Source organism: Streptomyces sp. NPDC023527, assembly GCF_055560115.1.
Map to the genome: position 1 here is coordinate 50,713 of NZ_JBVHJJ010000001.1, position 23,127 is coordinate 73,839.

Below are 23,127 nucleotides of genomic sequence, written 5' to 3' on the forward strand. Positions count from 1 at the left end.
TAGCACATGCCACGGCCTGGGGCACGGCAGGCGCTCAGCGCGGGTCCGCCAGCGCCGCGCGTACGGCGCTCTCGATCCGCGGGTGGGCGAACGAGAAGCCGGAGTCCAACAGCCGCCGAGGCTCCACGCGCTGGCTGCGCAGCAGGTCGGAGGCCAGTTCGCCGAGCGCCAGCCGGAGCGCGGGCGCGGGGACGGCCAGCAGCGTCGGCCGGTGCAGCACGCGCCCCATCGCCGCGGTCACCTCGCGGTTGGTGACCGGATGGGGCGCCGTCAGGTTCACGGGCCCCGCCAGGCCGTCCGTCTCCAGGAGGTGGCGCAGGGCCGCGATGTGATCGTGCAGGGCGATGAAGCTCCAGTACTGCCGCCCGTCGCCGATCCGCCCGCCCAGGCCGAGGCGGAAGAGCGAGAGCAGCTTGCCCCAGGCCCCGCCGGGGGCCACGACGAGCCCGGTGCGCGCCAGGACGGTCCGTACACCCGCCTCGGAGGCGGGCGCCGCCGCGTCCTCCCACTCCTGGGCCAGGTCCGCGAGGAAGCCCTCGCCGGGCGGGGCGCTCTCGTCCGCCGGCCGGCCGCCGGTGTCCCCGTAGAAGCCGATGGCGCTGCCGCTGATCAGCACGCGCGGCGGGGTGTCCAAGGAGGCCAGGGCCTCGGCGATCGCACCGGTGCCCAGCACCCGGCTGTCGCGCAGCTTCTTCTTGTAGGCGTCGGTCCAGCGGTGGTCGCCCACGCCGGCGCCCGCCAGGTGCACCACACCCGTGCACCCCACGAGCCCCTCCGCGTCGACCCGCTGCCCCTCGGGGTCCCAGAAGACCTCCCCGGGGGCGCGCACCGGCCGCCGGACGAGGCGCACGACCTCGTGGCCGTCGGCCGTCAGGGAGCGTACGAGCGCCGTGCCGATGAGCCCGGACGAACCGGTGATCGCAATCCGCATACGGCCCATCCTGCCCGGCACCGGGCGCGGGATACAGGGACCGGGCCGTGTCCGTCATCGCCCGAACCGGTCCCACAGCCGGGGGAACCGCTCGGCCAGGGCCGCCTCGTCCTCCAGGTCGATCACCGCGCCCAGCGGCTCGGGCGGCGGGTTCGGCAGCCCGAGGTCGGGCGTCTCCGCGCCGGTGAGCTGCTCGTACGCCTCGTCGGCCGCGAAGCCCAGGTCCTCCGCGTCACCGTCCACCTCGTCGTCGAAGTCCTCCAGGAGATCGGCGAGGTTGTCGGGGTCGTGTATCGCGCCCTCGAAGACCTCCCGGCCCTGGGCGATGAGCCAGCAGCGGAAGAAGTCGAAGGTGTCGTCGCTCGCGCCGTTGAGCAGCACGGCGGCGGCGCCCCACAGGTCCCAGAGATAGGCGCGGTTGTAGCGCGCCTCGAAATGCCGGGCGAAGTCCACCACACGGTCGGGGTCGAGCTGCATCAGCGCCTCGACCAGCAAGTCCGCCTGCTCCTCGGCGTCACCTCCGGCCGCGTCGCGCGTGCTGTCGATGAGGTCCCAGAACTCCGTCTCGTCCATCACGGCACCAGCATCAGGCCAACGACCTGGCCCCGCACGCGGAGCGGACCGGATGCGGCCGTGTCGTTACCGGTGCGTCGCCGGAAAGGGATCTCGGGGAGGCCGGGGAAGGAAACGGAGGAAGGACGAAGTCCCAGAAAAACCAGACAGAAGATGTCATGTTTCGGTGGCAGGGTCGGCCGCGTACCGAGATCGTTCGAGCGAAGGGAACAGGTACGTGGAGGACACCGGGAGCGCACCGGCGGGACGGCTGGCCGGAAAGGTCGCACTGGTCGCCGGCGCGACGCGCGGAGCGGGCCGGGCCATGGCCGTCGCGCTGGGCGCCGCGGGGGCCACCGTCTACGCGACGGGCCGCACCACGCGGGAGCACCGCAGCGAGATCGGCCGCGCGGAGACGATCGAGGAGACGGCCGAGCTGGTGACGGCGGCGGGTGGCACGGGGTTCGCCGTCCCGACGGACCATCTGGAGCGGGACCAGGTCGAGGCGCTGATCCGGCGGATCGACCGGGAGTGCGGGCGGCTCGACGTGCTCGTCAACGGCCTGTGGGGCGGCGACCACCTGGTCGGCTTCCCCGAGGGCTTCGCCAGGAAGATGTGGGAGCACGACCTGGACGCGGACCTGCGCATCCTGCGGCTCGGCATCGACTCCCACATGATCACCAGCCACTTCGCGCTGCCCCTGCTGACCCGGCGGCCCGGCGGGCTGGTGGTCGAGGTGACCGACGGCACGGCCGAGTACAACGCGAGGTACCGCGGCCACCTCTCCTTCGACCTCGCCAAATACGCGCCGATCCGGATGGCCATGGGGCTCGGCGAGGAGCTCAAGGACCTCGGGTGCACGGCGGTCTGCCTCACACCGGGCTATCTGCGGTCGGAGGCGATGCTGGACACCTACAAGAAGGTGACCGAGGAGACCTGGCGCGACGCGCTGCGGGAGGACCCGCACTTCTGCATCTCGGAGAGCCCCGTCTTCGTCGGGCGGGCCGTGGCCGCGCTCGCCGCCGACCCCGACGTGGCGCGCTGGAACGGGCAGTCGCTCTCCAGCGGGCAGCTGGCCGGCGTCTACGGCTTCACCGACACCGACGGCACCCGCCCGGACGCCTGGCGCTACATCATGGACCTGGAGGCGGGGAAGGATCCGCAGGAGGCCGACTACCGGTAGGGCGGGGCGGCCGGGCGTAGAGCCCGGCGCTCCGCTCCGCCGCCCGCGCGAAGCGCTCGCGCAGCTCGGGCGGCCCGAGCACCTCGGCGTCGGGGCCCAGTGCCAGCAGCTGGGCGTACGCCACCTCCAGGGACTCCACGGCCAGGGTGACGGTGACGCGGCCGAGGCCGTCGGGGTCCGGCGCGGCCGCCAGCGCCTCGGCGGCCGCCACACGGTCCGTCACGTGCGGCAGCAGCCGGGCGCCGTCCGGGGTGAGGCGCACCTCGGCCCGTTCGCGCAGGATCGAGCGGGCGAACTCCGCCGCCCGCTCCGCCCAGAAGGCCGGCAGGTCGAACGCCTCCTCGCGCTCGAATCGGTCCTCCCCGGCGGTCACGGCCGTGAAGCGGTCCACGCGGTAGACCCGGAACCGCTCGTCGGCGCGTGCCGCGAGATACCAGACGCCGCCCTTCAGGACGAGCCCGTACGGCTCCAGCTCGCGCTCGACCTCGGTGTCCCGCCGCGGATAGCGGCCCGTCAGCCGGCGGTCGTCCCAGACCGCCCCGGCGACGACGGGCAGCAGGGCGGGCGGGTCGGCGGGCTGCCACCAGCCGGGCGCGTCGAGGTGGAAGCGCTGCGCGGCGCTCGCGGAGGCGTCGCTCAGGTCGGGCAGCAGGGCGGCGGAGACCTTGAGGCGGGCGGCGGAGGCGGCGTCGGCCAGGCCCATGTCGCGCAGCGCGGAGGGCACACCGGAGAGAAAGAGGGCTTCGGCTTCCGTACGGCCGAGGCCCGTCAGGCGGGTGCGGTAGCCGCCGACGAGGCGGTAGCCACCGGAGCGGCCGCGGTCGGCGAGGACGGGGACGCCCGCTTCGGACAGGGCGAGGACGTCCCGGGCGACCGTGCGCTCCGAGACTTCGAGCCGCCGCGCCAGTTCGGACCCCGTCATCGACGCCCGGGACTGGAGGAGCAGCACCAATTGGATCAGCCGGGCCGCGCGCATGCGCCCATCATGCCCTGGGGCACCGACACGGCCGCGTGCGACGACGGCGGCGACGACAGGACCCGTGCGCCGGCCAGGGCATGGAAGACGCACGGACTCCTGTTGTCATCCCGGAGCCGCTTCCGGTCGCAGGACAGGGCGGTGCGGACGCGGCTCCGCGAAGACGATACGCCTTTGATCGATGATCGATCAATCCCTGGCGTCAAATCCTCACCGACTCCGCCCTCATGTCACACGCGCGGCGCGCAGCTCAGCACATGGGTCTTCAGCAGCTCGCCGATGCCCGGATCGCGCCGCGCGAACGCCGCCACGATCTCCGCGTGGTCCTCCGCGTACGCGCGGGGCTCCGGGCTCAGCCAGCGGATCGACAGCGTCGTCCACACCTCGATGCCCAGCGACTCCCAGGTGTGCAGCAGCACCGCGTTGCCGGCCGCCTTCACGATCTCCCGGTGGAAGGCCACCGTGTGCCGCGCCTGCGCCTCCCCGTCGCCGGTCCGGTCGGCCGCGTACAGCGCGGTCACCTCCGGCTCCAGCGCCGAGACGTCCTCGGCCAGGACGGGCGCGGCCAGCTCGGCGGCCACCTGCTCCAGGCCCGCCCGCACGGGATAGCTCTCCTTGAGATCCGTGGCGGTCAGCTCCCGGACCCGTACGCCCTTGTTGGGCGAGGACTCGATCAGCCGCAGCGACTCCAGCTCGCGCAGCGCCTCGCGCACCGGCGTCTGGCTCACCGACAGCTCCGCGGCGATCCGCCGCTCCACGATCCGCTCGCCCGGCTGCCAGCGCCCGCCCACGATCCCCTCGAGGATGTGCTCGCGGATCTGCTCGCGCAGCGAGTGCACGACGGGTGTGGCCATGGATGGATGCTCCTTAGCGGGCGCGGGGACGGGACGTCATTATCCCGGTGCGAAGGGCGGAAAAGGGGCGCGGCGGACGCCGCCGGCCCGCCCGCGAAAAAGGGCGCGGCCCCGGCCCGTACGGATACGGGACCGGGGCCGCGCCCTTTGAGGGCGTGCCGCCTCACGAGGTGGAGGCTCAGAGGCCGATCTCGGCCTCGAACTCGGCGGCCTCCAGCAGCTGCTTGACCGTGGTCAGGTAGCGGGCGGCGTCGGCGCCGTCCACCAGACGGTGGTCGTAGGAGAGCGCCAGGTAGGTCATGTCACGGATGGCGATGGTCTCGCCCAGCTCCGGGTGGTTGATGACCACCGGGCGCTTGACGGTCGCACCGATACCGAGGATGCCGACCTGGTTCGGGGGCACGATGACCGTGTCGAACAGCGCACCGCGCGAGCCGGTGTTGCTGATCGTGAAGGTCGCGCCGGCCAGGTCGTCCGGGCTGATCTTGCCCGAGCGGACCTTGCCCGCGAGCTCCGCGGTCTTCTTGGAGATGCCCGCGATGTTGAGGTCACCCGCACCCTTGATGACCGGGGTCATCAGGCCCTTCTCCGAGTCGACGGCGATGCCGACGTTCTCGGAGTCGAAGTAGGTGATGGTGCCCTCTTCGTCGTTGATCCGGGCGTTGACGACCGGGTGGGCCTTCAGCGCCTGGACGGCGGCCTTGACGAAGAACGGCATCGGCGAGAGCTTGACGCCCTCACGCTGCGCGAACGCGTCCTTGGCCTTGTTGCGCATCCGCATGATCTTGGTGATGTCCACCTCGACCACGGAGGTCAGCTGCGCCTGGCCGTGCAGGGCCTTCATCATGTTCTCGCCGATGACCTTGCGCATGCGGGTCATCTTGACCGTCTGGCCGCGCAGCGGCGACGCCTCGACGGCGGCGGCCTTCGGGGCGGCGGCGGGCGCGGCGGCCGGGGCCGGGGCCGGCGCGGCCTTCGCGGCCTCGGCGGCGGCGATGACGTCCTGCTTGCGGATGCGGCCACCCACGCCGGTGCCCTGGACCGAGGTGAGGTCCACGGCGTTCTCGGCGGCGAGCTTGCGCACCAGCGGCGTGACGTACGCGCCGTCGGCGGCCGGAGCGGCGACCGGGGCGGCCGGGGCCGGAGTGGCGACCGGAGCCGGGGCGGCCGGGGCGGCCGGAGCCGGAGCGGCGGCCGGAGCCGGAGCGGCGGCCGGAGCCGGAGCGGCGACCGGGGCCGGAGCGGCGGGAGCCGGAGCCGGGGCAGCGGCCGGAGCCGGGGCCGGGGCCGGGGTGGGCTCCGGAGCGGCGGCCGGAGCCGGGGCGGCGGCGGGCGCGGCCGGGGCCGGAGCGGCACCGGCGGCACCGATGACGGCGAGCTTGGCGCCGACCTCGGCGACCTCGTCCTCACCGACGCTGATCTCCAGCAGGACGCCGGCGACCGGGGCGGGGATCTCGGTGTCGACCTTGTCGGTGGAGACCTCGAGCAGCGGCTCGTCGACCTCGACCGACTCGCCGACCTGCTTCAGCCAGCGGGTGACGGTGCCCTCGGTCACGGACTCGCCCAGGGCGGGGAGCACGACCGGGGTGCCCTCGGCGGCACCGGCGGCGGGGGCCGCGGGGGCCTCCTGGGCCGGGGCCTCGGCGGGGGCGGCGGGCGCCTCGGCGACCGGGGCCGGAGCCTCGGCCGGAGCGGCGGGGGCCTCGGTGGCGGCCGGGGTCTCGGCGGCGGCACCGGTGCCGTCGTCGATGATGGCCAGCTCGGCGCCGACCTCGACCGTCTCGTCCTCGGCGACCTTGATGGAGGCCAGGATGCCGGACGCGGGGGCCGGGATCTCGGTGTCGACCTTGTCGGTGGAGACCTCGAGCAGCGGCTCGTCGGCCTCGACACGCTCACCCTCGGCCTTGAGCCAACGGGTGACGGTGCCCTCGGACACGCTCTCGCCGAGCGCCGGCAGTGTTACGGAAACCGCCATGGTTGCGGTTGCTCCTTACGAGTAGTGCGGATGGTGGTGCGCTCGGGACCTAGTCGTGCGAGTGCAGCGGCTTCCCGGCCAGGGCCAGGTGGGCCTCGCCGAGAGCCTCGTTCTGCGTCGGGTGCGCGTGGATGAGCTGCGCGACCTCGGCCGGCAGGGCTTCCCAGTTGTAGATCAGCTGGGCCTCGCCGACCTGCTCACCCATACGGTCGCCGACCATGTGGACGCCGACCACGGCACCGTCCCGCACCTGGACGAGCTTGATCTCGCCCGCGGTCTTGAGGATCTTGCTCTTGCCGTTGCCCGCGAGGTTGTACTTCAGAGCGACGACCTTGTCGGCGCCGTACAGCTCCTTGGCCTTCGCCTCGGTGATACCGACGGAGGCGACCTCGGGGTGGCAGTACGTGACGCGCGGCACGCCGTCGTAGTCGACCGGTACGGGCTTGAGTCCGGCCAGACGCTCCGCCACCAGGATGCCCTCGGCGAAGCCGACGTGCGCGAGCTGGAGGGTCGGGACGAGGTCACCGACGGCGGAGATGGTCTCCACGTTGGTGCGCATGTACTCGTCCACCAGGACGTAGCCGCGGTCCATCGCGACCCCGGCCTCCTCGTAGCCCAGGCCCTGCGAGACCGGGCCGCGGCCGACGGCGACGAGCAGCAGCTCGGCCTCGAACGTCTTGCCGTTCTCCAGCGAGACCTTCACTCCGTCGGCGGTGTACTCCACGCCGGAGAAGCGGGAACCGAGGGAGAAGTTGATGCCGCGCTTGCGGAAGGCGCGCTCCAGCAGCTTGGAGCTGTTCTCGTCCTCGACCGGGACGAGGTGCGGAAGCGCCTCGACGATGGTGACGTCGGTGCCGAAGGACTTCCACGCGGAGGCGAACTCGACGCCGATGACGCCGCCGCCCAGCACGATCGCGGACTTCGGCACGCGGTCCAGGACCAGCGCGTGGTCCGAGGAGATGACGCGGTTGCCGTCGATGGTCAGGCCCGGCAGCGACTTCGGCACGGAGCCGGTCGCGAGCAGGACGTGGCGGCCGGTGTAGCGCTGGCCGTTGACGTCCACGGACGTCGGGGAGGAGAGGCGGCCCTCGCCGGTCACGTAGGTGACCTTGCGGGAGGCGACCAGACCCTGCAGGCCCTTGTAGAGGCCCGAGATCACGTCGTCCTTGTACTTGTGGACACCCGCGATGTCGATGCCCTCGAAAGTGGCCTTGACACCGAACTGCTCGCTCTCGCGAGCCTGGTCGGCGACCTCACCGGCGTGCAGCAGCGCCTTGGTGGGGATGCAGCCGCGGTGCAGGCAGGTCCCGCCCAGCTTGTCCTTCTCGATCAGAGCGACGTCCAGACCCAGCTGCGCTCCGCGCAGGGCAGCGGCGTAACCGCCGCTACCGCCTCCGAGGATCACTAGGTCGAAAACGGTGCTGGCGTCGTTCGCCACGTCACGTCCTCCATGCATGGGTACGCCGGTGCCGGTCGTCGGTGACCGGGCGGCGGCTGTTGTTCGGCCGCTTTTGCTTCGGCCCTGGGTCAAGGGGGGCCCTGTCCTGCCGAGACAACATCTTCGCACTTGTTGACGGACGACGGGACGCCGGGCCGGGCTGTGAGGCGACTGATGCGTCACCTTCACGGGTTACTCACGCGTACGACGCGGTGGATTTCGTTGAGGGCGAACGGCCGCCGGCCGGCCCCGGGCGAAACACCCGGGGCCGACCGAAAGCGTACAAACCTCGGAGAGGCCTCAGCCGAGGTCGCCGTCGGCGGTGTGCTCCGCCAGTCGGACCAGGGTGCGCACGGCGGAGCCGGTGCCGCCCTTCGGGGTGTAGCCGAAGGGGGCGCTCTCGTGGAAGGCCGGGCCCGCGATGTCCAGGTGCCCCCAGGCGATGCCCTCGCCCACGAACTCCTTCAGGAACACGCCGGCCAGCAGGCCGCCGCCCATCCGCTCGCCGATGTTGGCGAGGTCGGCGACGGGGGAGTCCATGCTCTTGCGCAGCTCGGCCGGCATCGGCATGGGCCACGCGGGCTCGCCGACCTCCTCGGCGATCTCGTACAGCGAGGTGCGGAAGGCGTCGTCGTTGGCCATGACACCGAAGGTGCGGTTGCCGAGCGCGAGGACCATGGCACCCGTAAGGGTGGCGACGTCCACGATCGCGTCCGGGTTCTCCTCCGAGGCGCGGACCAGGGCGTCGGCCAGGACCAGCCGGCCTTCGGCGTCGGTGTTGAGGACCTCGACGGTCTTGCCGCCGTACATCCGCAGCACGTCGCCCGGGCGGGTGGCGTTGCCCGAGGGCATGTTCTCGGCGAGGGCCAGCCAGCCGGTGACGTTGACCCGCAGACCCAGGCGGGCGACGGCCACGACCGCGGCGAACACGGCGGCGGCACCGCTCATGTCGCACTTCATGGTCTCGTTGTGGCCGGCCGGCTTCAGGGAGATGCCGCCCGAGTCGTAGGTGATGCCCTTGCCGACCAGGGCCAGGGTCTTCTCCGCCTTGGGGTGGGTGTAGGCGATCCGCACCAGGCGCGGCGGGACCGCGGAGCCCTGGCCGACGCCCATCAGGCCGCCGAAGCCGCCCTTGAGCAGCGCCTTCTCGTCCAGCACCTCGACCTTGAGGCCGTGCTCCTTGCCGGCGGCCTGGGCCGCGGCGGCGAAGGACTTCGGGTGCAGGTCGTTCGGCGGCATGTTGATCAGGTCGCGGGCGCGGTTGACCTCGTCGGTCACCACGGTGGCGCGCTCGGCGGCGGCCTTGAACGCCTTGTCGCGGGGCTTGGTGCCCAGCAGGGCGACCTCGGCCAGCGGCGCGTTCTTCGCGTCCTTGTCGGCGTTCTTCCCGCCGTTGACGCGGGCGGCGTCGTAGAAGTACGCGCCGAGCAGCGCGCCCTCGGCGATGGCCGCGGCGGCCTCCGCGTCCTCGGTGGGCAGGGCGAACCCGGCCTTCTTGGTGCCCGCCAGCGCGCGGGCCGCGGTACCGGCCGCCCGGCGCAGCGCCTCGTGGCCGAAGCCCTCGTCCTTCGCGGGCGCCTCGCCGAGCCCGACCGCCAGCACGACCGGGGCCTTGAGCCCGGACGGGGCGGGGAGCTTGGTCGCCTCGCCCTCGCCGCCCGTGGCGCCGAGGGTCTCCAGGACGGTGGCGAGCTTGCCGTCGAACGCCTTGTCCACGGCTTCGGCGCCGGGCGCGACGACGGGACCCTTCGGGCCCTTGGTCACACCGACGACGATGGCGTCCGCGCGCAGCGTCGCCGCACTGGAAGTGCTGAGAGTCAGAGCAGACACGGTGGTGGGGTCCCTACTTCCGTTGAGTTCCTCGGCCGATGGGTGGGCCGGCCGCACCCTGGGCATCGTATGCCGCGGTGCTCCGGGCCACCGGGCTCGGGTCCGACCCCAAAGTAGCGCTGTCAGCGGGCGGATCCCCGGGTACGGGGCCTAGCCGAGGGCGAGGACGACCAGCGCGGTGGTCGCCGAGGTCTCCGCCAGGGCGCCGAAGACGTCACCGGTCACGCCGCCGAAGCGCCGTACGCAGTGGCGCAGCAGCAGCTCGCCGGCGACCAGTGCGAGCAGCGCCGCGCCGCCCGCGCGCAGCGCGCCGTACGGTCCCGAGAGGGCGCCGGCGCCGGCCGCCGCGGCCACGGTCAGGGCCGTGACCAGCAGCGCCGCGCGGACCGGTACCACCCCGGCCACCGCCGCGCCCAGGCCGTCGGGGCGGGCCGGGGGTACCCCGGCGCGGGAGGCGAGGGTCAGCGAGCAGCGGGCGGCGAGCGCCGCCACGGCCGTGGCGACGGCGCCCCGCTCCCAGCCGGCGGCGAACAGCCCGGAGACCGCGGCGATCTGGCCGAACAGGGTCAGCAGGAGGGTGACGACACCGAACGGTCCGATGTCGGACCGCTTCATGATCCGCAGCGCGTCCGCGGCGGGCCGGCCGCTGCCGAGTCCGTCGGCGACATCGGCGAGGCCGTCCAAGTGGAGTCCGCGTGTGAGGACCGCGGGCACCGCCACGCAGGCCACCGCGGCGAGCATCGGGCTCGCGCCCAGCACCAGCAGCAGCAGCCCCACGGCGGCCGCGAAACCGCCGACGACCAGCCCCGCGAGAGGTGCGGCGAGCATCCCGCCGCGGGCCGCGCCGCGATCCCAGCGGGTGACGCGCACGGGCAGCACGGTCAGCGTGCCGAAGGCGAAGCGGAACGCGTCGCCGGGCGTGGGTGCGGCGGGTGTCGTGTCGGTCATCGCGGGCACACTATCCCGCCGGACGGGGGCAGTAGGTTGCCGGTCCGGGGGCGATCGGGAACAGGTGAGTCATGGGTCATTGGTTGCACCGCAACATCGTCGAGCCGGGGAAGCTGCCCCTGCTGCTCGCGCTGGCCTCGTTCGTGCTGACCTTTCTGGTGACCCGGGTGATCACGCGGCTGATCCGCGCGGGCAAGGGCCCCTTCCGCAACATCAGCCCCGGCGGCCTGCACGTCCACCATGTGGTGCCCGGCATCGTGCTGATGGTCGTGGGCGGCTTCGCCGCGGTCGCCTCCGGCCGGCACGGGTTCGGGGCGGCGCTGGCGGCGGTGCTGTTCGGGATGGGTGCCGGGCTGGTGCTGGACGAGTTCGCGCTCGTCCTGCACCTGGACGACGTCTACTGGACCGAGCAGGGCCGCAAGAGCGTCGAGATCGTGGTCCTGACGGCCTCCCTGGTGGCGCTGGTGCTCGCCGGGTCCGTGCCGTTCGGGGTGAACGAGCTGAGCTCGGAGGAGCTGCACGACCGCGGCGTGGTGGTCACCAACGTCCTGAGCAACTTCCTCATCGCCCTCTTCGCCCTGGCCAAGGGCAAGCCCCGGATGGCCGTGATCGGCTGTGTGGTGCCGTTCGTGGCGCTCGTGGGCGCGGTGCGGCTGGCCCGGCCCGGCTCGCCGTGGGCGCGTCGCTTCTACCGCCGCCGCCCGCGCGCGACCCGCAAGGCGCGGGTGCGCGCCTACCGGCACGACGCGCGCTGGGAGGCCGTCCGCAACAAGCTTCACGACCTGCTGGCCGGCGCCCCCGACCGCTGACCGGACGAGTCATAGGCGTCCCGCCGGGGCTTGCGCCGCCTGCGCACCTCGTCGACCACGCACAGCACGACCATCGCGGTGACCGCCGCGACGTGCTCCTTGCCCGCCAGATTGGGCTTGAGCAGCACCTCCACGGCCATGGCCAGGACCACGGCCGCGCAGGTGAACCAGGCGCGGTAGCGCCAGCTGACGTACACCGCCAGCCCCACGACGGCAGCCGACGGGCCGGTGTCGATGACCTGGGCGGCCTCCGGCGGCAGGCCGAGGACGGAGTCCGGCCCGATGTGGACGGCCAGCCGCGCGTACATCGTCCCGGCGAGCGTCGCGACGTAACAGATGCCCAGCGTGCGCCACTTGCCCAGGCAGATCTCGGCGATCCCGAAGACCAGCAGGACCTGCGCCAGCGCCCCCCACACCGGCAGGTCCAGCGCCGGTACGAACAGCGACAGCGGCGTCCGCAGCAGCGCCTGCCACCAGGGCAGCTGCGCCTGCACCGAGCCGAGCCGCTGCACGGGCTCGAAGCCCCACGGCTGGTTCTGCACGATCTGGAAGACCCCGGTCAGGGCCACCGCCGACAGCGTCATCGGAACGGCGCGGAGTCGCTCGTGGGTCAGTGCCCGCCGTACGGTCCCGGCGAGCGGCCCCCATTCGGTGCGCGCGGCGCGACGCAGCGCCGCGCGGTTCATCGCGGGCTCTCCAGGTGCTTTCGGTTGAGCCATTTGGGCAGGCCGGGAGCTTCGAGGAAGCCTTCCGCCCGGGCACTGGCGATACCGATCCGCAGCAGATCGCCGCTCTTCTCGAAGAGCATGAACCGAGGTTCCCAGATGGGGCGGTATTTCGCATTTGCACGGTAGAGCGATTCGATCTGCCACCAGCGGGAGAAGAAGCTGAGCAGCGAACGCCACATCCGCAGCACCGGCCCCGCGCCGAGCTTGGAGCCCCGCTCGAAGACGGACCGGAACATCGCGAAGTTCAGCGACACCTGGCCGATGCCGAACCCCTTGGCCTGCTGGAGCAGCTCGATGACCATGAACTCCATCAGGCCGTTCTCGGACTCCCGGTCGCGCCGCATCAGGTCCAGCGACAGGCCCTTGGGCCCCCACGGCACGAAGCTCAGCAGCGCCCGCAGCTCGCCCTTGCCGTCATGGCACTCCAGCATCACGCAGCGGCCGTCGCCCGGGTCGCCGAGGCGGCCCAGCGCCATGGAGAAGCCGCGCTCGGTCGCGCCGTCGCGCCAGTCGTCGGCGCGGCGCAGCAGCTCGGCCATCTCCTCCTCGGGGATGTCCTCGTGGCGGCGGATCCGCACGGTGTAACCGGCGCGCTTCACCCGGTTGTACGCCTGGCGCACGGTGCGCATCGCGCGGCCGTCCAGGGTGAACTCGGCGGTGTCCACGATGGCCTCGTCGCCGATCTCCAGGGCGTCCAGGCCGTGCCGCGCGTAGATCGTGCCGCCCTCCTCGCTCGCGCCCATCACCGCGGGGATCCAGCCGTGCTCACGGGCCTCGGTCAGCCAGGGCTCGATGGCACCGGGCCACGCCTCGGGGTCGCCGATGGGGTCGCCGGAGGCGAGCGAGACACCGCCGACGACGCGGTAGGTGACCGCGGCCTTGCCCGACGGCGACCAGAGGACGCTCTTCTCCCGGCGCAGCGCGAAATAGCCCAGGGAGTCGCGGTCGCCGTGCCGGTCGAGCAGGGCGCGCAGCCGCTCCTCGTCCTCGGCGCTCAGCGGGTCCGTGGCCCGCCGGGCGCGGAAGGCGGCGTACACGACGAGCAGCAGCAGGAACATGCTCATCACGTTGATGAAGACGTCGACCCAGCCGGGCGTGGCGATGCCCGGGTAGTCGCTGTCGTCCGCGGCGAGTGAGACCAGCCGCATGAATCCGTAGTGCCACCGGTCGAGGAAGGTCGAGCGGTGGTCGTCGTGCGCCTCGTTGGTGACCGTCACCAGCAGGGCGGCCGTCAGCGACGTGACGAGCAGGCCGCCGGCCGCCACGATGGCGGCGAGCCTGGGGTTGGCGCGGTCGCCCTTGGCGTAGAACTCGCGGCGGCCCACCAGCAGCGCGGCCACGAACAGCCCCGTGGCCACCAGCGAGAACCAGTTCAGGCCGTGCCGGTTGAACTCCGGGAAGTACATCGCGAAGGCGAGCAGCAGCAGGAGCAGCCCGGACAGCACCAGGTTGAGGATCCACGAGGCCCGCTTGCGCCGGCGCAGCGTGACCGCCATGACCAGCGACCACAGCGCCGAGGCGAAGCCCGCCGTCAGCAGATAGGGCGTGAAGAACTCCTCGACGTTGTGCCGGCGGATGTCCGCGCCGAAGGACACCCACACCGCGCCGAGCAGATTGACGAACGTGACGACGCGCAGGTACCACACGGCGAAAGTGGCGGCGCGCCGAGACAGGAGCGGCCGGATGCCGCTCCGCGCGCCTTCATCCGGAGTCAAGCGGACTTCTCCCATGAAAAGTGATCATATGGGGCACCATCTGCGGTGGAGTCCGACATGCGCGTCTTCGACGTGGGTCGTCAGGCGCGCTCAGGCAATTCCGCCGCCAGGGCCGCCGCCGCCTGAACCAATGGCAGAGCGAGCAGCGCCCCTGTCCCCTCGCCCACTGTGACGCCGTGATCCAGCAAAGGGTTGAGCGCCATCCGGTCCAGCGCCTTCGCCTGCGCCGGATCGCCGCTCGCCTGGCCCGCCAGCCACCAGTCGGGCGCCCGGAACGCCACCCGCTGCGCGACCAGGGCACACGCCGCCGAGACGACTCCGTCGAGGACGACGGGGGTCCGGCGCACCGCGCTCTGCAGCAGGAAGCCCGTGGCCGCCGTGAGGTCCGCGCCGCCGGTCGTCGCCAGCAGCCGCAGCTGGTCGCCCAGGACCGGCCGGGCCCGCCGCAGCCCGTCCCGGATCGCCGCGCACTTGCGCATCCACGCCAGGTCGTCGATGCCCGCGCCGCCGCGCCCGGTGACCACGGACGCGTCCGTACCGCACAGCGCGCCCACCAGCGTGCCGGCGGCCGTGGTGCCCCCGACGCTGAGGTCGCCGAGGACCACGAGGTCCGTACCGGCGTCCGCCTCCTCGTCGGCGATCGCCATCCCCGCGCGGAACGCCGCCTCGGCCTCCTCGGCGGTCAGCGCGTCCTCGATGTCGATCCGCCCCGAACCGCGCCGCACCCGATGGCGGGTGACCTCCTCCGGCAGCTCGGCCGGGTCGCAGTCCACGGACATGTCCACGACGCGCAGCCGCGCCCCGAACCGCCGGGCCAGCACCGCCGCGGGGCTCCCGCCGTCCAGCGCCGCCCGTACGAGCTCCCGGGCGCCGCCCTCCGGGCCCGCCGACACACCGAGCCGGGCGACGCCGTGGTCGCCCGCGAACAGCAGCGCGGTGACCGACTCGACGGGCTTGACCGGCACGGTGCCCTGCGCGGCCGCGAGCCACTCGCCCAGCTCGTCCAGGCGCCCCAGGGCGCCGGGGCGGGGGGAGAGGCGCTCGCGCCGCGATTCGGCGTCCCGGCGGGTTCCCGGGTCGGGGCGCTCGATCAGTGTGGCGAAGTCATCCAGATTCAGACCGCTCATCCGTCGAACACTACCGGTCCTGGACACCCGGTCCAGGGTGCCCTCGGGCGCCGGACGGGCCCCGGCCCCCGGGTGTCCGACGAGGGTCACCGCAACGGCAGCGCCTGTCCCGCCACCACCAGGACCACCTGTTCGCACTCCCTCGCCAGCTGGGCGTTCAGGCGGCCCAGCTCGTCGCGGAAGCGGCGGCCCGAGGCCGTGGCGGGGACGACGCCCGAGCCGACCTCGTTGCTCACCGCGACGACCGTGCGGGCCGTGCCGCGCACCGCCGCCACCAGCGCCCGCACCCGGTCCGCGAGCGCGGCCTGGCCACCGTGCTCCCAGGTCTCGTCGGACCACGCGCCGACGGCGTCCATGGCGTCCGTCAGCCACAGCGCCAGGCAGTCGATCAGCAGCGGCGGGCCGTCCTCCGTCAGCAGCGGGACCAGGTCGCGGGTCTCGACCGTGCGCCAGGAGCCCGGCCGGCGGTCGCGGTGCAGGGCCACCCGCGCCGCCCAGTCCGGGTCGCCCTCGCGCGTACCGCCGGTGGCGACGTAGAGGATCTCGGGGAAGGACTCCAGCCGCCGCTCCGCCTCCACCGACTTGCCCGACCGGGCGCCGCCCAGCACGAGCGTGCGGCGCGGCAGGTCGGGCACCGCGTGGTAGTCGCCGACGACCAGCGTCGTCCCGTCGGCAACGGTCCGCGCGCCCGCCGTCGCCAGCCGGCGGTGCAGCTCACGGCCCGGCGGTACGTCGTGGTCGATGTGCACGCCGAGGACGTCCGTGGTGGCGGTGACCGCGCCGGCTGCGCGCAGCCGGGCGAGCGCGTCCGGGCGGCCGAGGACGTCGAGCAGCACCATGTCGTACGGGCCGGGGGTCTCGAAGGGGCCGTTCAGGCCGGCCGGTGCCGTGCCCGGCGGGAGATAGAGCAGCCGGTCCCCGTCCGGCCCGGTCACCTCGTAGCCGGTGCCCGGCGCGTCCAGGGCCACCGCCCGCACCCGGTGCCCGCTGATCACCGACAGCTCACGGCCGTCCGGCACCCGCACCGGCGCGGGCAGCCCCGCGGGGAACTCGACGAGGGGCCCGTCGTGCGGGTGCGAGAGCAGCACCTGCCGCACACCGGCGATCGACCGCCCCGCGCGGGCGGCCGCGAAGGCCGGGCCCGGGGTGAGGTCGAGGAGCAGGGCCGCGTCGACCAGGAGCGCGGTCGCGGCCCGCGCCTCGTCGCCGACGGCGGTGGCGCAGGAGGCGCAGGGGCAGCCGGGACGGGGGAGCCCGTCGGGGCCGCCGGTGCCGAGGAGAGTGAGTTCCACGCACTGATCGTCTCGCGTCCGCCCGCCATGGGCGCGCCGGGCTCACCTTTTCTCGTTCCCGACGGGCCGTTGGGGTGTGTCCGACGGTCTTCGGCCGCGGGCCGTCGTTGCCGCCTGCGGCGGCGAGCGCCCTGCGGGCGCGTCCTCAAGCGCCGGACGGGCTGGTATGGGCTGGGCTCAGCAACCAGCCCGTCCGGCGCTTGAGGACACCGCCGCGCGGCGGTGGTGCGCTCCCACGATCCGCCGGACAGGCCCTAGGCTGCGCGACAGCATGTGACTGTGCGGCGTATCCAGGACTGTCATCAGGACTCAGGAGGCGGACATGGTGTGGACGTGGCGGTTCGAGAAGGCCGACGGGACGGAGACGGCCCCGGCGGTGGAACCCGAGGAGTTCACCACGCAGGGCGACGCGGAGTCCTGGATCGGTGAGGTCTGGAAGGAACTGCTGGACGGCGGCGCGGAGCAGGTGACGCTCTTCGAGGACGACACCCGGATCTATGTGATGAGCCTGCGCGCGGCGGCCGAGAGCTGATCCGGGGCTCGGAGGAGCGGCCGCGGGGCGGGCGCCGCCCCGCGGCCCGCCTCACATGGCGCCCAGCGTGACCGAAGCGGTCCGCTCGGCGCCGTCCCGTTCGTACGTCACCTCGGTCCGGTCGCCCGGCCCGAGGCCCGCGAGCGCCTCGGACAGCGACTGCATGGTCGTGATGTCGGTCCGGCCGACGCGGGTGATGATGTCGCCCGTCTTCAGGCCGGCCTTGGCGGCGGGCCCGTCCCGGCCGACGTCGACCACCGCGACCCCGGCGGGCGCGAACTCCGGGCCCACGATCGTCCGCCCGGTGATGCCGAGCGCGGCCCGCCCGGAGTCGGTGACCTTGCCGCTCTGGATGATCTGTCCGGCGATGGTGCGGACGGTCGCGGCGGGGATCGCGAAGCCGATGCCGGGCGCGGCGCCCTGGCCGAGCTCGGGGTCGACGGCGGCCAGCGTCGGGATGCCGATGACCTGACCGGCGAGATCGACCAGGGCGCCACCGCTGTTGCCGGGGTTGATGGCCGCCGAGGTCTGCACCATGTCGGCGATGGTCGCGCCCGTGCCGCCGCCGGAGCGCCCCTCGCTGACCGTACGGCCGACGGCCGAGACGATGCCCTGGGTGACGCTGCTGGAGAGGCCGAGCGGATTTCCCATGGCGAGCACGATCCGGCCGACCTCGACCTTGGTGGAGTCGCCGAACGTGGCGGGCTTGAGGCTCTTGGGCACGTCGTCGAGCTTGATGACGGCCAGGTCCTGCTCCGGATAGCTGGAGACGAGCCGGGCGCCCACGCTGCCGCCGCCCGTGGCCAGGGTGACCTCGAAGGCCGTGGCGTCGCCGACGACGTGCGCGTTGGTGACGACATGGCCCTTGTCGTCGTAGACGACGCCGGAGCCGAGCCCCTCGCCGTTGGTGATCTGCACGACGGACGGCAGGACGTCCTTGACCACCTTCTGGTAGGCGGCCTGGAGATCACCGGCCGAGCCGGCGACCGGGGCAGCCGGAGGTGCCGAGGGCGCCGAGGGGGTCGGTGAGGCCGACGGCATCGCCTTGCCGGAGGTGCCGGAACACCCGCCGAGCACCGCCGCCGCGCAGACGGCGGCGGCGGTCATGGAGAGCAGGGACCGACGCGGGAGTGTCCGGGCGCGGGAGACATCCATGGTCGGAGTATCACTTCTGTCCGGCCGGTCGGCCCGGCCGGATGCGCCGTACGGCGGGCGGGTGCGCCGGGGGCGCGGGCGGTCGGCCCGGCGCGCCGGACCCCGCCCGCGCCGTCGCTCAGCCCCGTACGCCGCACAGGTGCAGCAACGCCGCCACCGCGCGGTACGGATCGGTGCGGCCCGCCCGGTCCTCGGCCGCCAGCAGGCGCTCCAGCACCTCGCCGGTGGGCGGCTCCTGGCCGTCGGCCGCCTGGTCGGTGAAGACCCGCACGCCGTACCAGGCGTGCAGCGGGGCGCCGATCCCGGCGAGCGTCGCCGTCAGCGTCTCCAGCCGGTCCGCGCGCACCTCCAGGCCGACGCGGTTGGTGTACGCGGGGGAGTCGAAGGCGGCCAGCGCGGTGTCCCAGTCACCGGCCAGCCCCGGCCGCAGCGCCAGCGCGTCGGCGTTGCGCACCACCAGGGAGAGCAGACCGCCGGGCGCGAGCACCCGGGCCAGCCCGGCGAGCATCGGGTCGGGCGCGCTCACGTACATCAGGACGCCGTGGCAGAGCACGACGTCGAAGGTGCCGGGGAGGAAGTGCGCGCCGGTGTCGCGGCCGTCGCCCTCGATGAGCCGTACCCGCTCCCGGATGCCCTCCGGCTCGGCGGTCAGCGCCTCGCGCACCGCCGCGATCATCCGCGGGTCGGACTCCAGGCCCGTCACCTCATGGCCGGCCCGGGCCAGCCGCAGCGCCTGGGTGCCCTGGCCGAGGCCGACGTCGAGCACCCGCAGGCGGCGGCCCACCGGGAAGCGGGCCGCTATCTGTTCGTCGAGCTGGCGGGCCACCAGTTCCTGACGAACGGTGTTCCGTAAGCCGCCGAGCCCACGGAGCCAGCCCTCCACGCCACCGCCGAAGCCGGACGCGAAGGCGGCACCGCTCAGGGCTTCTCCCCGCGCTTGACCTTCGGCTTGGGCAGCCGCAGACGGCGCACCTGGAGCGTGCGCATCAGGGCGTACGGCACGGCGCCGCGGAGGTTCTCGTCCGGGAAGCGCTGCTTGAGCGCCCGCTTGAGCGTGATGGCGGTGATCACGGAGTTGATCACGATCAGGACGATCACGAGCAGCCAGGCCAGCAGCACGTACGACTGGAACTTGCCCTGGTTGATCATGCTCAGGATCAGAATGACCACGGCGAGCGGCAGGAAGAACTCCGCCACCGAGTACCGCGCGTCCACGAAGTCGCGGGCGTAACTGCGGATCGGACCCTTGTCGCGGACGGGCAGGAACCGCTCGTCGCCCTTGGCGAGGGCCTCGCGCTGCCTGGCCATGTCCGCGCGCCGGACCTCGCGGGCCCGCTTCGCGGCGTCCTTGCGATTGGCCGGCGTACTGGCCAGGCTGCGGCGCTGCGCGGTGGCCTCGCTGCGCTTGGGTGTGGGGCGGCCCTTGGGTGCCTGCGGGTCGCGCTGCTTCGGCTGGTCCGCGCTCACCGGGGTGGCTGCGGCCTGCTCATCCTTGGAAGTGGAACGGCTTCGGAACACAAAACCCAAGGGTACGGGGTACCGGCCGACGGTCACCGGCCGCAAGGGAACGATCCGGCAACGGCGGCTCGTTCACCGTGCGGGAGGCGGGCCGGCGCGCGGTCGCCCCCCTGACGGGCCCTGGATGGTCTTCTACTCCTTCCGCCGGAGGACGGTGACCTTGTGATCGTCCTGGAGGAGGAGCGCATCGGCGCCCGAACAGTGCGGTAATGGAAGCAGGGCCCGTACTGTGGGGTCTGCAAGATGTGCTGGAGTTCGTAGTCCGTCAGAAGGGGGCGCCCGAGGCCCATGAGCGGTGTCATGAAGCGTATGGGAATGATTTTCCGCGCGAAGGCCAACAAGGCCCTGGACCGGGCCGAGGACCCGCGCGAGACCCTCGACTACTCGTACCAGAAGCAGCTCGAACTGCTCCAGAAGGTGCGCCGCGGCGTCGCCGACGTCGCGACGTCCCGCAAGCGCCTGGAGCTCCAGCTCAACCAGCTCCAGGGCCAGTCCGCCAAGCTGGAGGACCAGGGCCGCAAGGCCCTCGCCCTCGGCCGCGAGGACCTGGCGCGCGAGGCCCTCTCCCGCCGTGCCGCCCTCCAGCAGCAGGTCAGCGACCTGGAGACGCAGCACACCACGCTCCAGGGCGAGGAGGAGAAGCTCACCCTCGCGTCGCAGCGCCTCCAGGCCAAGGTCGACGCCTTCCGCACCAAGAAGGAGACCATCAAGGCCACGTACACCGCCGCCCAGGCCCAGACCCGTATCGGTGAGGCCTTCTCGGGCATCTCCGAGGAGATGGGCGACGTCGGCATGGCCATCCAGCGGGCCGAGGACAAGACCCAGCAGATGCAGGCGCGCGCCGGCGCCATCGACGAGCTGCTCGCCTCGGGCGCCCTCGACGACCCCACCGGCACCGCCAAGGACGACATCACCGCCGAGCTGGAGCGCCTCTCGGGCGGTTCGGACGTCGAGCTGGAGCTCCAGCGGATGAAGGCCGAGCTGGCCGGCGGCACCTCGGGCACCCAGCAGGCCATCGAGGGCGGCACGGGCGGCCAGGCCGGCCAGGCGAAGCCGCAGGAACAGCCGCGTTTCGACAAGCAGTGAGCCGAGAGCCGAGCACAGTGCGCCACCAGGCACCGGACCGAGGGAGACCGTCGTGATCGTGCGGATCATGGGGGAGGGCCAGTGGAAGCTGGCCGACAGCCACTTCGTCGAGCTCAACAAGCTCGACGACGAGCTGCTGGAGGAGATGGAGAGCGGTGACCAGGAAGGCTTCCGCCGCACCCTCGGAGCCCTGCTCGACGCCGTGCGCCGGATCGGCGCCCCCCTGCCGGACGACGCCCTGGAGCCCTCCGAGCTGATCCTGCCCGCGCCCGACGCCTCCCTCGACGAGGTCAAGGCCATGCTGAGCGACGACGGGCTCATCCCCGGCTGATCCCGCCCGGCCCCGGCCGACTTCGCTCAGGCACGGCACTCCAGCACCGCAGCGCCCCTGGCCCCCATCGCGTGGGCCGGGGGCGCGGCCGGTACGCCCGCTCCCCGCCCGTATCCGAGGACCCCGATGACCTCCCTCGCTGTCACCGGCCTCGCCCGCCCGCACCGCTGGCTGCGCGCGCACCCCATCGCGGCCGACTCCCTGCTGGCCCTCGCCGTCCTCGCGGCCGTCGTCATCGGCTCGATGGTCAGCCGGTACGCCGCCCGCCATCCGCCGGGCATCGTCTTCCTCCTGCTGTCCGTGCTCGCCTGCGGCGCGCTCGTCCTGCGCCGCCGGGCACCACGGGTGGTCCTCGGCCTGACCGCCGCCCTGTCCCTCGTCGAGGTCGTCACCCCCAACGGCGACCCGCCCCGCACCCAGATCGTGCTGACCGTCGTCGTCGCCCTCTACACGGTCACCTCCCGCACCGAACGCGCGAAGGCATGGCGGATCGCCGCGGTCACCGTCGCCGTCCTCACCGTGGCCGTCATGATCTACGGGGTGCCGCCGTGGTACGCCCAGGAGAACGTCGGTCTCCTCGCCTGGACCGGCATGGCCGGCGCCGCCGGGGACGCCGTCCGCAGCCGCCGCGCCTTCATCGCCGCCATCGAGGAGCGGGCCGTGCGCGCCGAACGCACCCGCGAGGCGGAGGCGAGCCGCCGGGTCGCCGAGGAACGGCTGCGCATCGCCCGCGAGCTGCACGACGTCGTCGCCCATCACATCGCCCTGGTCAACGTCCAGGCCGGTGTCGCCTCGCACATCATGGACAGCCGCCCCGACCAGGCCAAAGAGGCCCTCGCCCATGTCCGCGAGGCCAGCCGTTCGGCCCTGGCGGAGCTACGCGCCACCGTCGGCCTGCTGCGCCAGTACGGCGATCCGGCGGCCCCCACCGAACCGGCCCCCGGCCTCGGCGTCCTCGACCACCTCATCGACGGCTTCGCCCGCGCCGGGCTGCGCGTCGACGTCACGGCGGCCTCCGCCCTCCCCGGCGGACCCGGCGACGGCACCGACCCGGCCGCCGCGGCCGCCGTCGTCGGACCGCTGCCCGGAGCCGTCGACCTGACCGCCTACCGCGTGCTCCAGGAAGCGCTGACCAACGTCCACAAGCACGCGGGCCCCGGCGCCCACGCCGAGGTCGCCCTCGTACGCGGCACCGACAGCCTCCTGCTCACCGTCCTGGACAACGGCGGCGGGCACCGGAGCCCCCGGTGCGGCGAGAAGCCGCGGGAGCCGGCCGGCGGGCACGGCCTGATCGGCATGCGCGAACGCGCCTCCGCCCTCGGCGGCACCTGCGAGGCGGGCCCCCGCGCCGACGGCACCCCCGGTTTCCATGTCCGCGCCACCCTCCCGCTGCGGCAGCGCACCACGCCTACGCTGACCCCATGACCGATCCCAGCGGCACACCCGAGCCCCCCATTCGCGTCCTTCTCGCCGATGACCAGGCGCTGTTGCGCAGCGCGTTCCGGGTCCTGGTGAACTCCGAGCCGGACATGACGGTGGTCGGGGAGGCGGCGGACGGCGCGCAGGCGGTGGAGCTCGCCCGGCTGCACCTGCCGGACGTGGTGCTGATGGACATCCGGATGCCCGGCACGGACGGCCTCGCCGCGACCCGCGAGATCTGCTCCGACCCCTCGCTGACGGATGTGCGGGTGGTGATGCTGACGACCTTCGAGGTCGACGAGTACGTGGTGCAGTCGCTGCGCGCGGGCGCGTCCGGCTTCCTCGGGAAGGGGGCGGAGCCGGAGGAGCTGCTCTCCGCGATCCGGATCACGCGGGCGGGGGAGTCGCTGCTGTCACCGGCCGCGACGAAGGGGCTGATCGCCACGTTCCTCGCGCAGGGAGACCCGGGGCCGCACCCGGACCGGCCGGGCGGGTCCGCCGCGCGGCTGGACGCGCTGACGGGACGCGAGCGGGAGGTACTGGTCCAGGTGGCCGGCGGGCTCTCGAACGACGAGATCGGGGAGCGGCTGACGGTGAGTCCGCTGACGGTGAAGACGCACGTCAACCGGGCGATGGCGAAACTGGGCGCGCGCGACCGCGCCCAGCTGGTGGTGATCGCGTACGAGTCGGGACTGGTGCGGCCGCGGCGGGACTAGCGCACCCCCGCC

22 protein-coding genes are annotated in these 23,127 nt (G+C 73.3%); 7 read left to right on the plus strand and 15 right to left on the minus strand.

Annotated elements, in window-relative coordinates; genetic code table 11:
* Nucleotides 1-34 precede the first annotated feature (34 nt).
* Complete coding sequence (locus ACZ303_RS00225; RefSeq protein WP_467334572.1) at nt 35-940, minus strand: TIGR01777 family oxidoreductase; 906 nt, start codon at nt 938-940, stop codon at nt 35-37.
* A 45-nt stretch (nt 941-985) separates the two neighbouring features.
* Nucleotides 986-1,504 carry a DUF4240 domain-containing protein gene (locus tag ACZ303_RS00230; protein ID WP_467334573.1) on the minus strand — a complete coding sequence of 173 codons (519 nt, stop codon included), beginning with the start codon at nt 1,502-1,504 and terminating at the stop codon, nt 986-988.
* Nucleotides 1,505-1,721: 217 nt separating this feature from the next.
* Here ACZ303_RS00230 and ACZ303_RS00235 point away from each other — a divergent pair, with 217 nt between their 5' ends.
* Nucleotides 1,722-2,666, plus strand: a complete 945-nt coding sequence (locus ACZ303_RS00235; protein WP_467333420.1) for an SDR family oxidoreductase — start codon at nt 1,722-1,724, stop codon at nt 2,664-2,666.
* Here the strand turns inward: ACZ303_RS00235 and ACZ303_RS00240 are convergent.
* From ACZ303_RS00240 to ACZ303_RS00265, 6 genes are all read right to left on the minus strand, one after another.
* Entirely contained in the window at nt 2,617-3,642 is a 1,026-nt protein-coding gene (locus ACZ303_RS00240; RefSeq protein ID WP_467333422.1) for a helix-turn-helix transcriptional regulator, read from the minus strand. The genes ACZ303_RS00235 and ACZ303_RS00240 overlap by 50 nt on opposite strands.
* Before the next feature lie 230 nt (nt 3,643-3,872).
* Nucleotides 3,873-4,496, minus strand: a complete 624-nt coding sequence (locus tag ACZ303_RS00245; protein WP_467333424.1) for a GntR family transcriptional regulator — start codon at nt 4,494-4,496, stop codon at nt 3,873-3,875.
* A gap of 178 nt (nt 4,497-4,674) precedes the next feature.
* The gene (sucB, locus tag ACZ303_RS00250; protein ID WP_467333426.1) at nt 4,675-6,471 is read right to left on the minus strand and encodes a 2-oxoglutarate dehydrogenase, E2 component, dihydrolipoamide succinyltransferase; all 1,797 of its coding nucleotides are present in this window, start codon (nt 6,469-6,471) and stop codon (nt 4,675-4,677) included.
* A gap of 49 nt (nt 6,472-6,520) precedes the next feature.
* Nucleotides 6,521-7,909 (minus strand): dihydrolipoyl dehydrogenase, encoded by a 1,389-nt coding sequence (gene lpdA, locus ACZ303_RS00255; protein WP_467333428.1) that lies wholly within the window; start codon nt 7,907-7,909, stop codon nt 6,521-6,523.
* 300 nt (nt 7,910-8,209) lie between these two features.
* On the minus strand, nt 8,210-9,739 hold the full coding sequence (locus ACZ303_RS00260) for a leucyl aminopeptidase (RefSeq protein WP_467333430.1): 1,530 nt from the start codon (nt 9,737-9,739) through the stop codon (nt 8,210-8,212).
* Nucleotides 9,740-9,889: 150 nt separating this feature from the next.
* Nucleotides 9,890-10,687 carry an adenosylcobinamide-GDP ribazoletransferase gene (locus tag ACZ303_RS00265; RefSeq protein ID WP_467333432.1) on the minus strand — a complete coding sequence of 266 codons (798 nt, stop codon included), beginning with the start codon at nt 10,685-10,687 and terminating at the stop codon, nt 9,890-9,892.
* A 71-nt stretch (nt 10,688-10,758) separates the two neighbouring features.
* Here ACZ303_RS00265 and ACZ303_RS00270 point away from each other — a divergent pair, with 71 nt between their 5' ends.
* Nucleotides 10,759-11,496, plus strand: a complete 738-nt coding sequence (locus tag ACZ303_RS00270; protein WP_467333433.1) for a hypothetical protein — start codon at nt 10,759-10,761, stop codon at nt 11,494-11,496.
* Here ACZ303_RS00270 and ACZ303_RS00275 read toward each other — a convergent pair.
* From ACZ303_RS00275 to ACZ303_RS00290, 4 genes are all read right to left on the minus strand, one after another.
* Nucleotides 11,463-12,182, minus strand: a complete 720-nt coding sequence (locus ACZ303_RS00275; protein WP_467333435.1) for a hypothetical protein — start codon at nt 12,180-12,182, stop codon at nt 11,463-11,465. The genes ACZ303_RS00270 and ACZ303_RS00275 overlap by 34 nt on opposite strands.
* A complete protein-coding gene (locus ACZ303_RS00280) occupies nt 12,179-13,954 on the minus strand; it encodes a phosphatidylglycerol lysyltransferase domain-containing protein (RefSeq protein WP_467333437.1) in 1,776 nt (591 codons plus the stop codon). Before ACZ303_RS00280 ends, ACZ303_RS00275 begins: the two co-directional genes overlap by 4 nt.
* A 65-nt stretch (nt 13,955-14,019) precedes the next feature.
* Nucleotides 14,020-15,066 (minus strand): nicotinate-nucleotide--dimethylbenzimidazole phosphoribosyltransferase, encoded by a 1,047-nt coding sequence (locus ACZ303_RS00285; RefSeq protein WP_467333439.1) that lies wholly within the window; start codon nt 15,064-15,066, stop codon nt 14,020-14,022.
* 86 nt (nt 15,067-15,152) lie between these two features.
* Nucleotides 15,153-16,358 carry a bifunctional adenosylcobinamide kinase/adenosylcobinamide-phosphate guanylyltransferase gene (locus ACZ303_RS00290; RefSeq protein ID WP_467333441.1) on the minus strand — a complete coding sequence of 402 codons (1,206 nt, stop codon included), beginning with the start codon at nt 16,356-16,358 and terminating at the stop codon, nt 15,153-15,155.
* Between the two features lie 322 nt (nt 16,359-16,680).
* On the opposite strand from ACZ303_RS00290, the gene ACZ303_RS00295 reads away from it, so the two are divergent.
* Nucleotides 16,681-16,890 carry a hypothetical protein gene (locus tag ACZ303_RS00295; RefSeq protein ID WP_467333443.1) on the plus strand — a complete coding sequence of 70 codons (210 nt, stop codon included), beginning with the start codon at nt 16,681-16,683 and terminating at the stop codon, nt 16,888-16,890.
* A gap of 51 nt (nt 16,891-16,941) precedes the next feature.
* On the opposite strand, the gene ACZ303_RS00300 is transcribed toward ACZ303_RS00295, so the two are convergent.
* The 3 genes from ACZ303_RS00300 to ACZ303_RS00310 form a co-directional block, all read right to left on the minus strand.
* On the minus strand, nt 16,942-18,045 hold the full coding sequence (locus tag ACZ303_RS00300) for a S1C family serine protease (protein ID WP_467333445.1): 1,104 nt from the start codon (nt 18,043-18,045) through the stop codon (nt 16,942-16,944).
* A 118-nt stretch (nt 18,046-18,163) separates the two neighbouring features.
* The gene (locus tag ACZ303_RS00305; protein ID WP_467333447.1) at nt 18,164-18,928 is read right to left on the minus strand and encodes a class I SAM-dependent methyltransferase; all 765 of its coding nucleotides are present in this window, start codon (nt 18,926-18,928) and stop codon (nt 18,164-18,166) included.
* 35 nt (nt 18,929-18,963) lie between these two features.
* Nucleotides 18,964-19,563 (minus strand): DUF3043 domain-containing protein, encoded by a 600-nt coding sequence (locus tag ACZ303_RS00310; RefSeq protein WP_467333449.1) that lies wholly within the window; start codon nt 19,561-19,563, stop codon nt 18,964-18,966.
* Nucleotides 19,564-19,851: 288 nt separating this feature from the next.
* On the opposite strand from ACZ303_RS00310, the gene ACZ303_RS00315 reads away from it, so the two are divergent.
* The 4 genes from ACZ303_RS00315 (at nt 19,852) to ACZ303_RS00330 (ending at nt 23,115) form a co-directional block, all read left to right on the plus strand.
* Nucleotides 19,852-20,649, plus strand: coding sequence for a PspA/IM30 family protein (locus ACZ303_RS00315; RefSeq protein ID WP_467333451.1), 798 nt, complete (start codon nt 19,852-19,854; stop codon nt 20,647-20,649).
* A gap of 52 nt (nt 20,650-20,701) precedes the next feature.
* Nucleotides 20,702-20,980: a PspA-associated protein PspAA gene (gene pspAA / locus ACZ303_RS00320; protein ID WP_467333453.1), complete on the plus strand. Its 279-nt coding sequence runs from the start codon at nt 20,702-20,704 to the stop codon at nt 20,978-20,980.
* Between the two features lie 126 nt (nt 20,981-21,106).
* The gene (locus ACZ303_RS00325; protein ID WP_467333455.1) at nt 21,107-22,405 is read left to right on the plus strand and encodes a sensor histidine kinase; all 1,299 of its coding nucleotides are present in this window, start codon (nt 21,107-21,109) and stop codon (nt 22,403-22,405) included.
* Nucleotides 22,402-23,115, plus strand: coding sequence for a response regulator (locus tag ACZ303_RS00330; RefSeq protein WP_467333457.1), 714 nt, complete (start codon nt 22,402-22,404; stop codon nt 23,113-23,115). The genes ACZ303_RS00325 and ACZ303_RS00330 overlap by 4 nt, the downstream gene beginning before the upstream one ends.
* The last annotated feature ends 12 nt before the right edge of the window (nt 23,116-23,127 follow it).

Excerpts from the sequence above, each read along its gene's own strand:
- ACZ303_RS00225 (WP_467334572.1), bottom strand. The coding sequence starts at position 940 with ATGGGCCGTATGCGGATTGCGATCACCGGTTCGTCCGGGCTCATCGGC.
- ACZ303_RS00230 (WP_467334573.1), bottom strand. The coding sequence starts at position 1,504 with ATGGACGAGACGGAGTTCTGGGACCTCATCGACAGCACGCGCGACGCG.
- ACZ303_RS00240 (WP_467333422.1), bottom strand. The coding sequence starts at position 3,642 with ATGCGCGCGGCCCGGCTGATCCAATTGGTGCTGCTCCTCCAGTCCCGG.
- ACZ303_RS00245 (WP_467333424.1), bottom strand. The coding sequence starts at position 4,496 with ATGGCCACACCCGTCGTGCACTCGCTGCGCGAGCAGATCCGCGAGCAC.
- sucB (WP_467333426.1), bottom strand. The coding sequence starts at position 6,471 with ATGGCGGTTTCCGTAACACTGCCGGCGCTCGGCGAGAGCGTGTCCGAG.
- ACZ303_RS00265 (WP_467333432.1), bottom strand. The coding sequence starts at position 10,687 with ATGACCGACACGACACCCGCCGCACCCACGCCCGGCGACGCGTTCCGC.
- ACZ303_RS00270 (WP_467333433.1), top strand. The coding sequence starts at position 10,759 with ATGGGTCATTGGTTGCACCGCAACATCGTCGAGCCGGGGAAGCTGCCC.
- ACZ303_RS00275 (WP_467333435.1), bottom strand. The coding sequence starts at position 12,182 with ATGAACCGCGCGGCGCTGCGTCGCGCCGCGCGCACCGAATGGGGGCCG.
- ACZ303_RS00280 (WP_467333437.1), bottom strand. The coding sequence starts at position 13,954 with ATGGGAGAAGTCCGCTTGACTCCGGATGAAGGCGCGCGGAGCGGCATC.
- ACZ303_RS00285 (WP_467333439.1), bottom strand. The coding sequence starts at position 15,066 with ATGAGCGGTCTGAATCTGGATGACTTCGCCACACTGATCGAGCGCCCC.
- ACZ303_RS00295 (WP_467333443.1), top strand. The coding sequence starts at position 16,681 with ATGGTGTGGACGTGGCGGTTCGAGAAGGCCGACGGGACGGAGACGGCC.
- ACZ303_RS00300 (WP_467333445.1), bottom strand. The coding sequence starts at position 18,045 with ATGGATGTCTCCCGCGCCCGGACACTCCCGCGTCGGTCCCTGCTCTCC.
- ACZ303_RS00315 (WP_467333451.1), top strand. The coding sequence starts at position 19,852 with ATGAGCGGTGTCATGAAGCGTATGGGAATGATTTTCCGCGCGAAGGCC.
- ACZ303_RS00325 (WP_467333455.1), top strand. The coding sequence starts at position 21,107 with ATGACCTCCCTCGCTGTCACCGGCCTCGCCCGCCCGCACCGCTGGCTG.
- ACZ303_RS00330 (WP_467333457.1), top strand. The coding sequence starts at position 22,402 with ATGACCGATCCCAGCGGCACACCCGAGCCCCCCATTCGCGTCCTTCTC.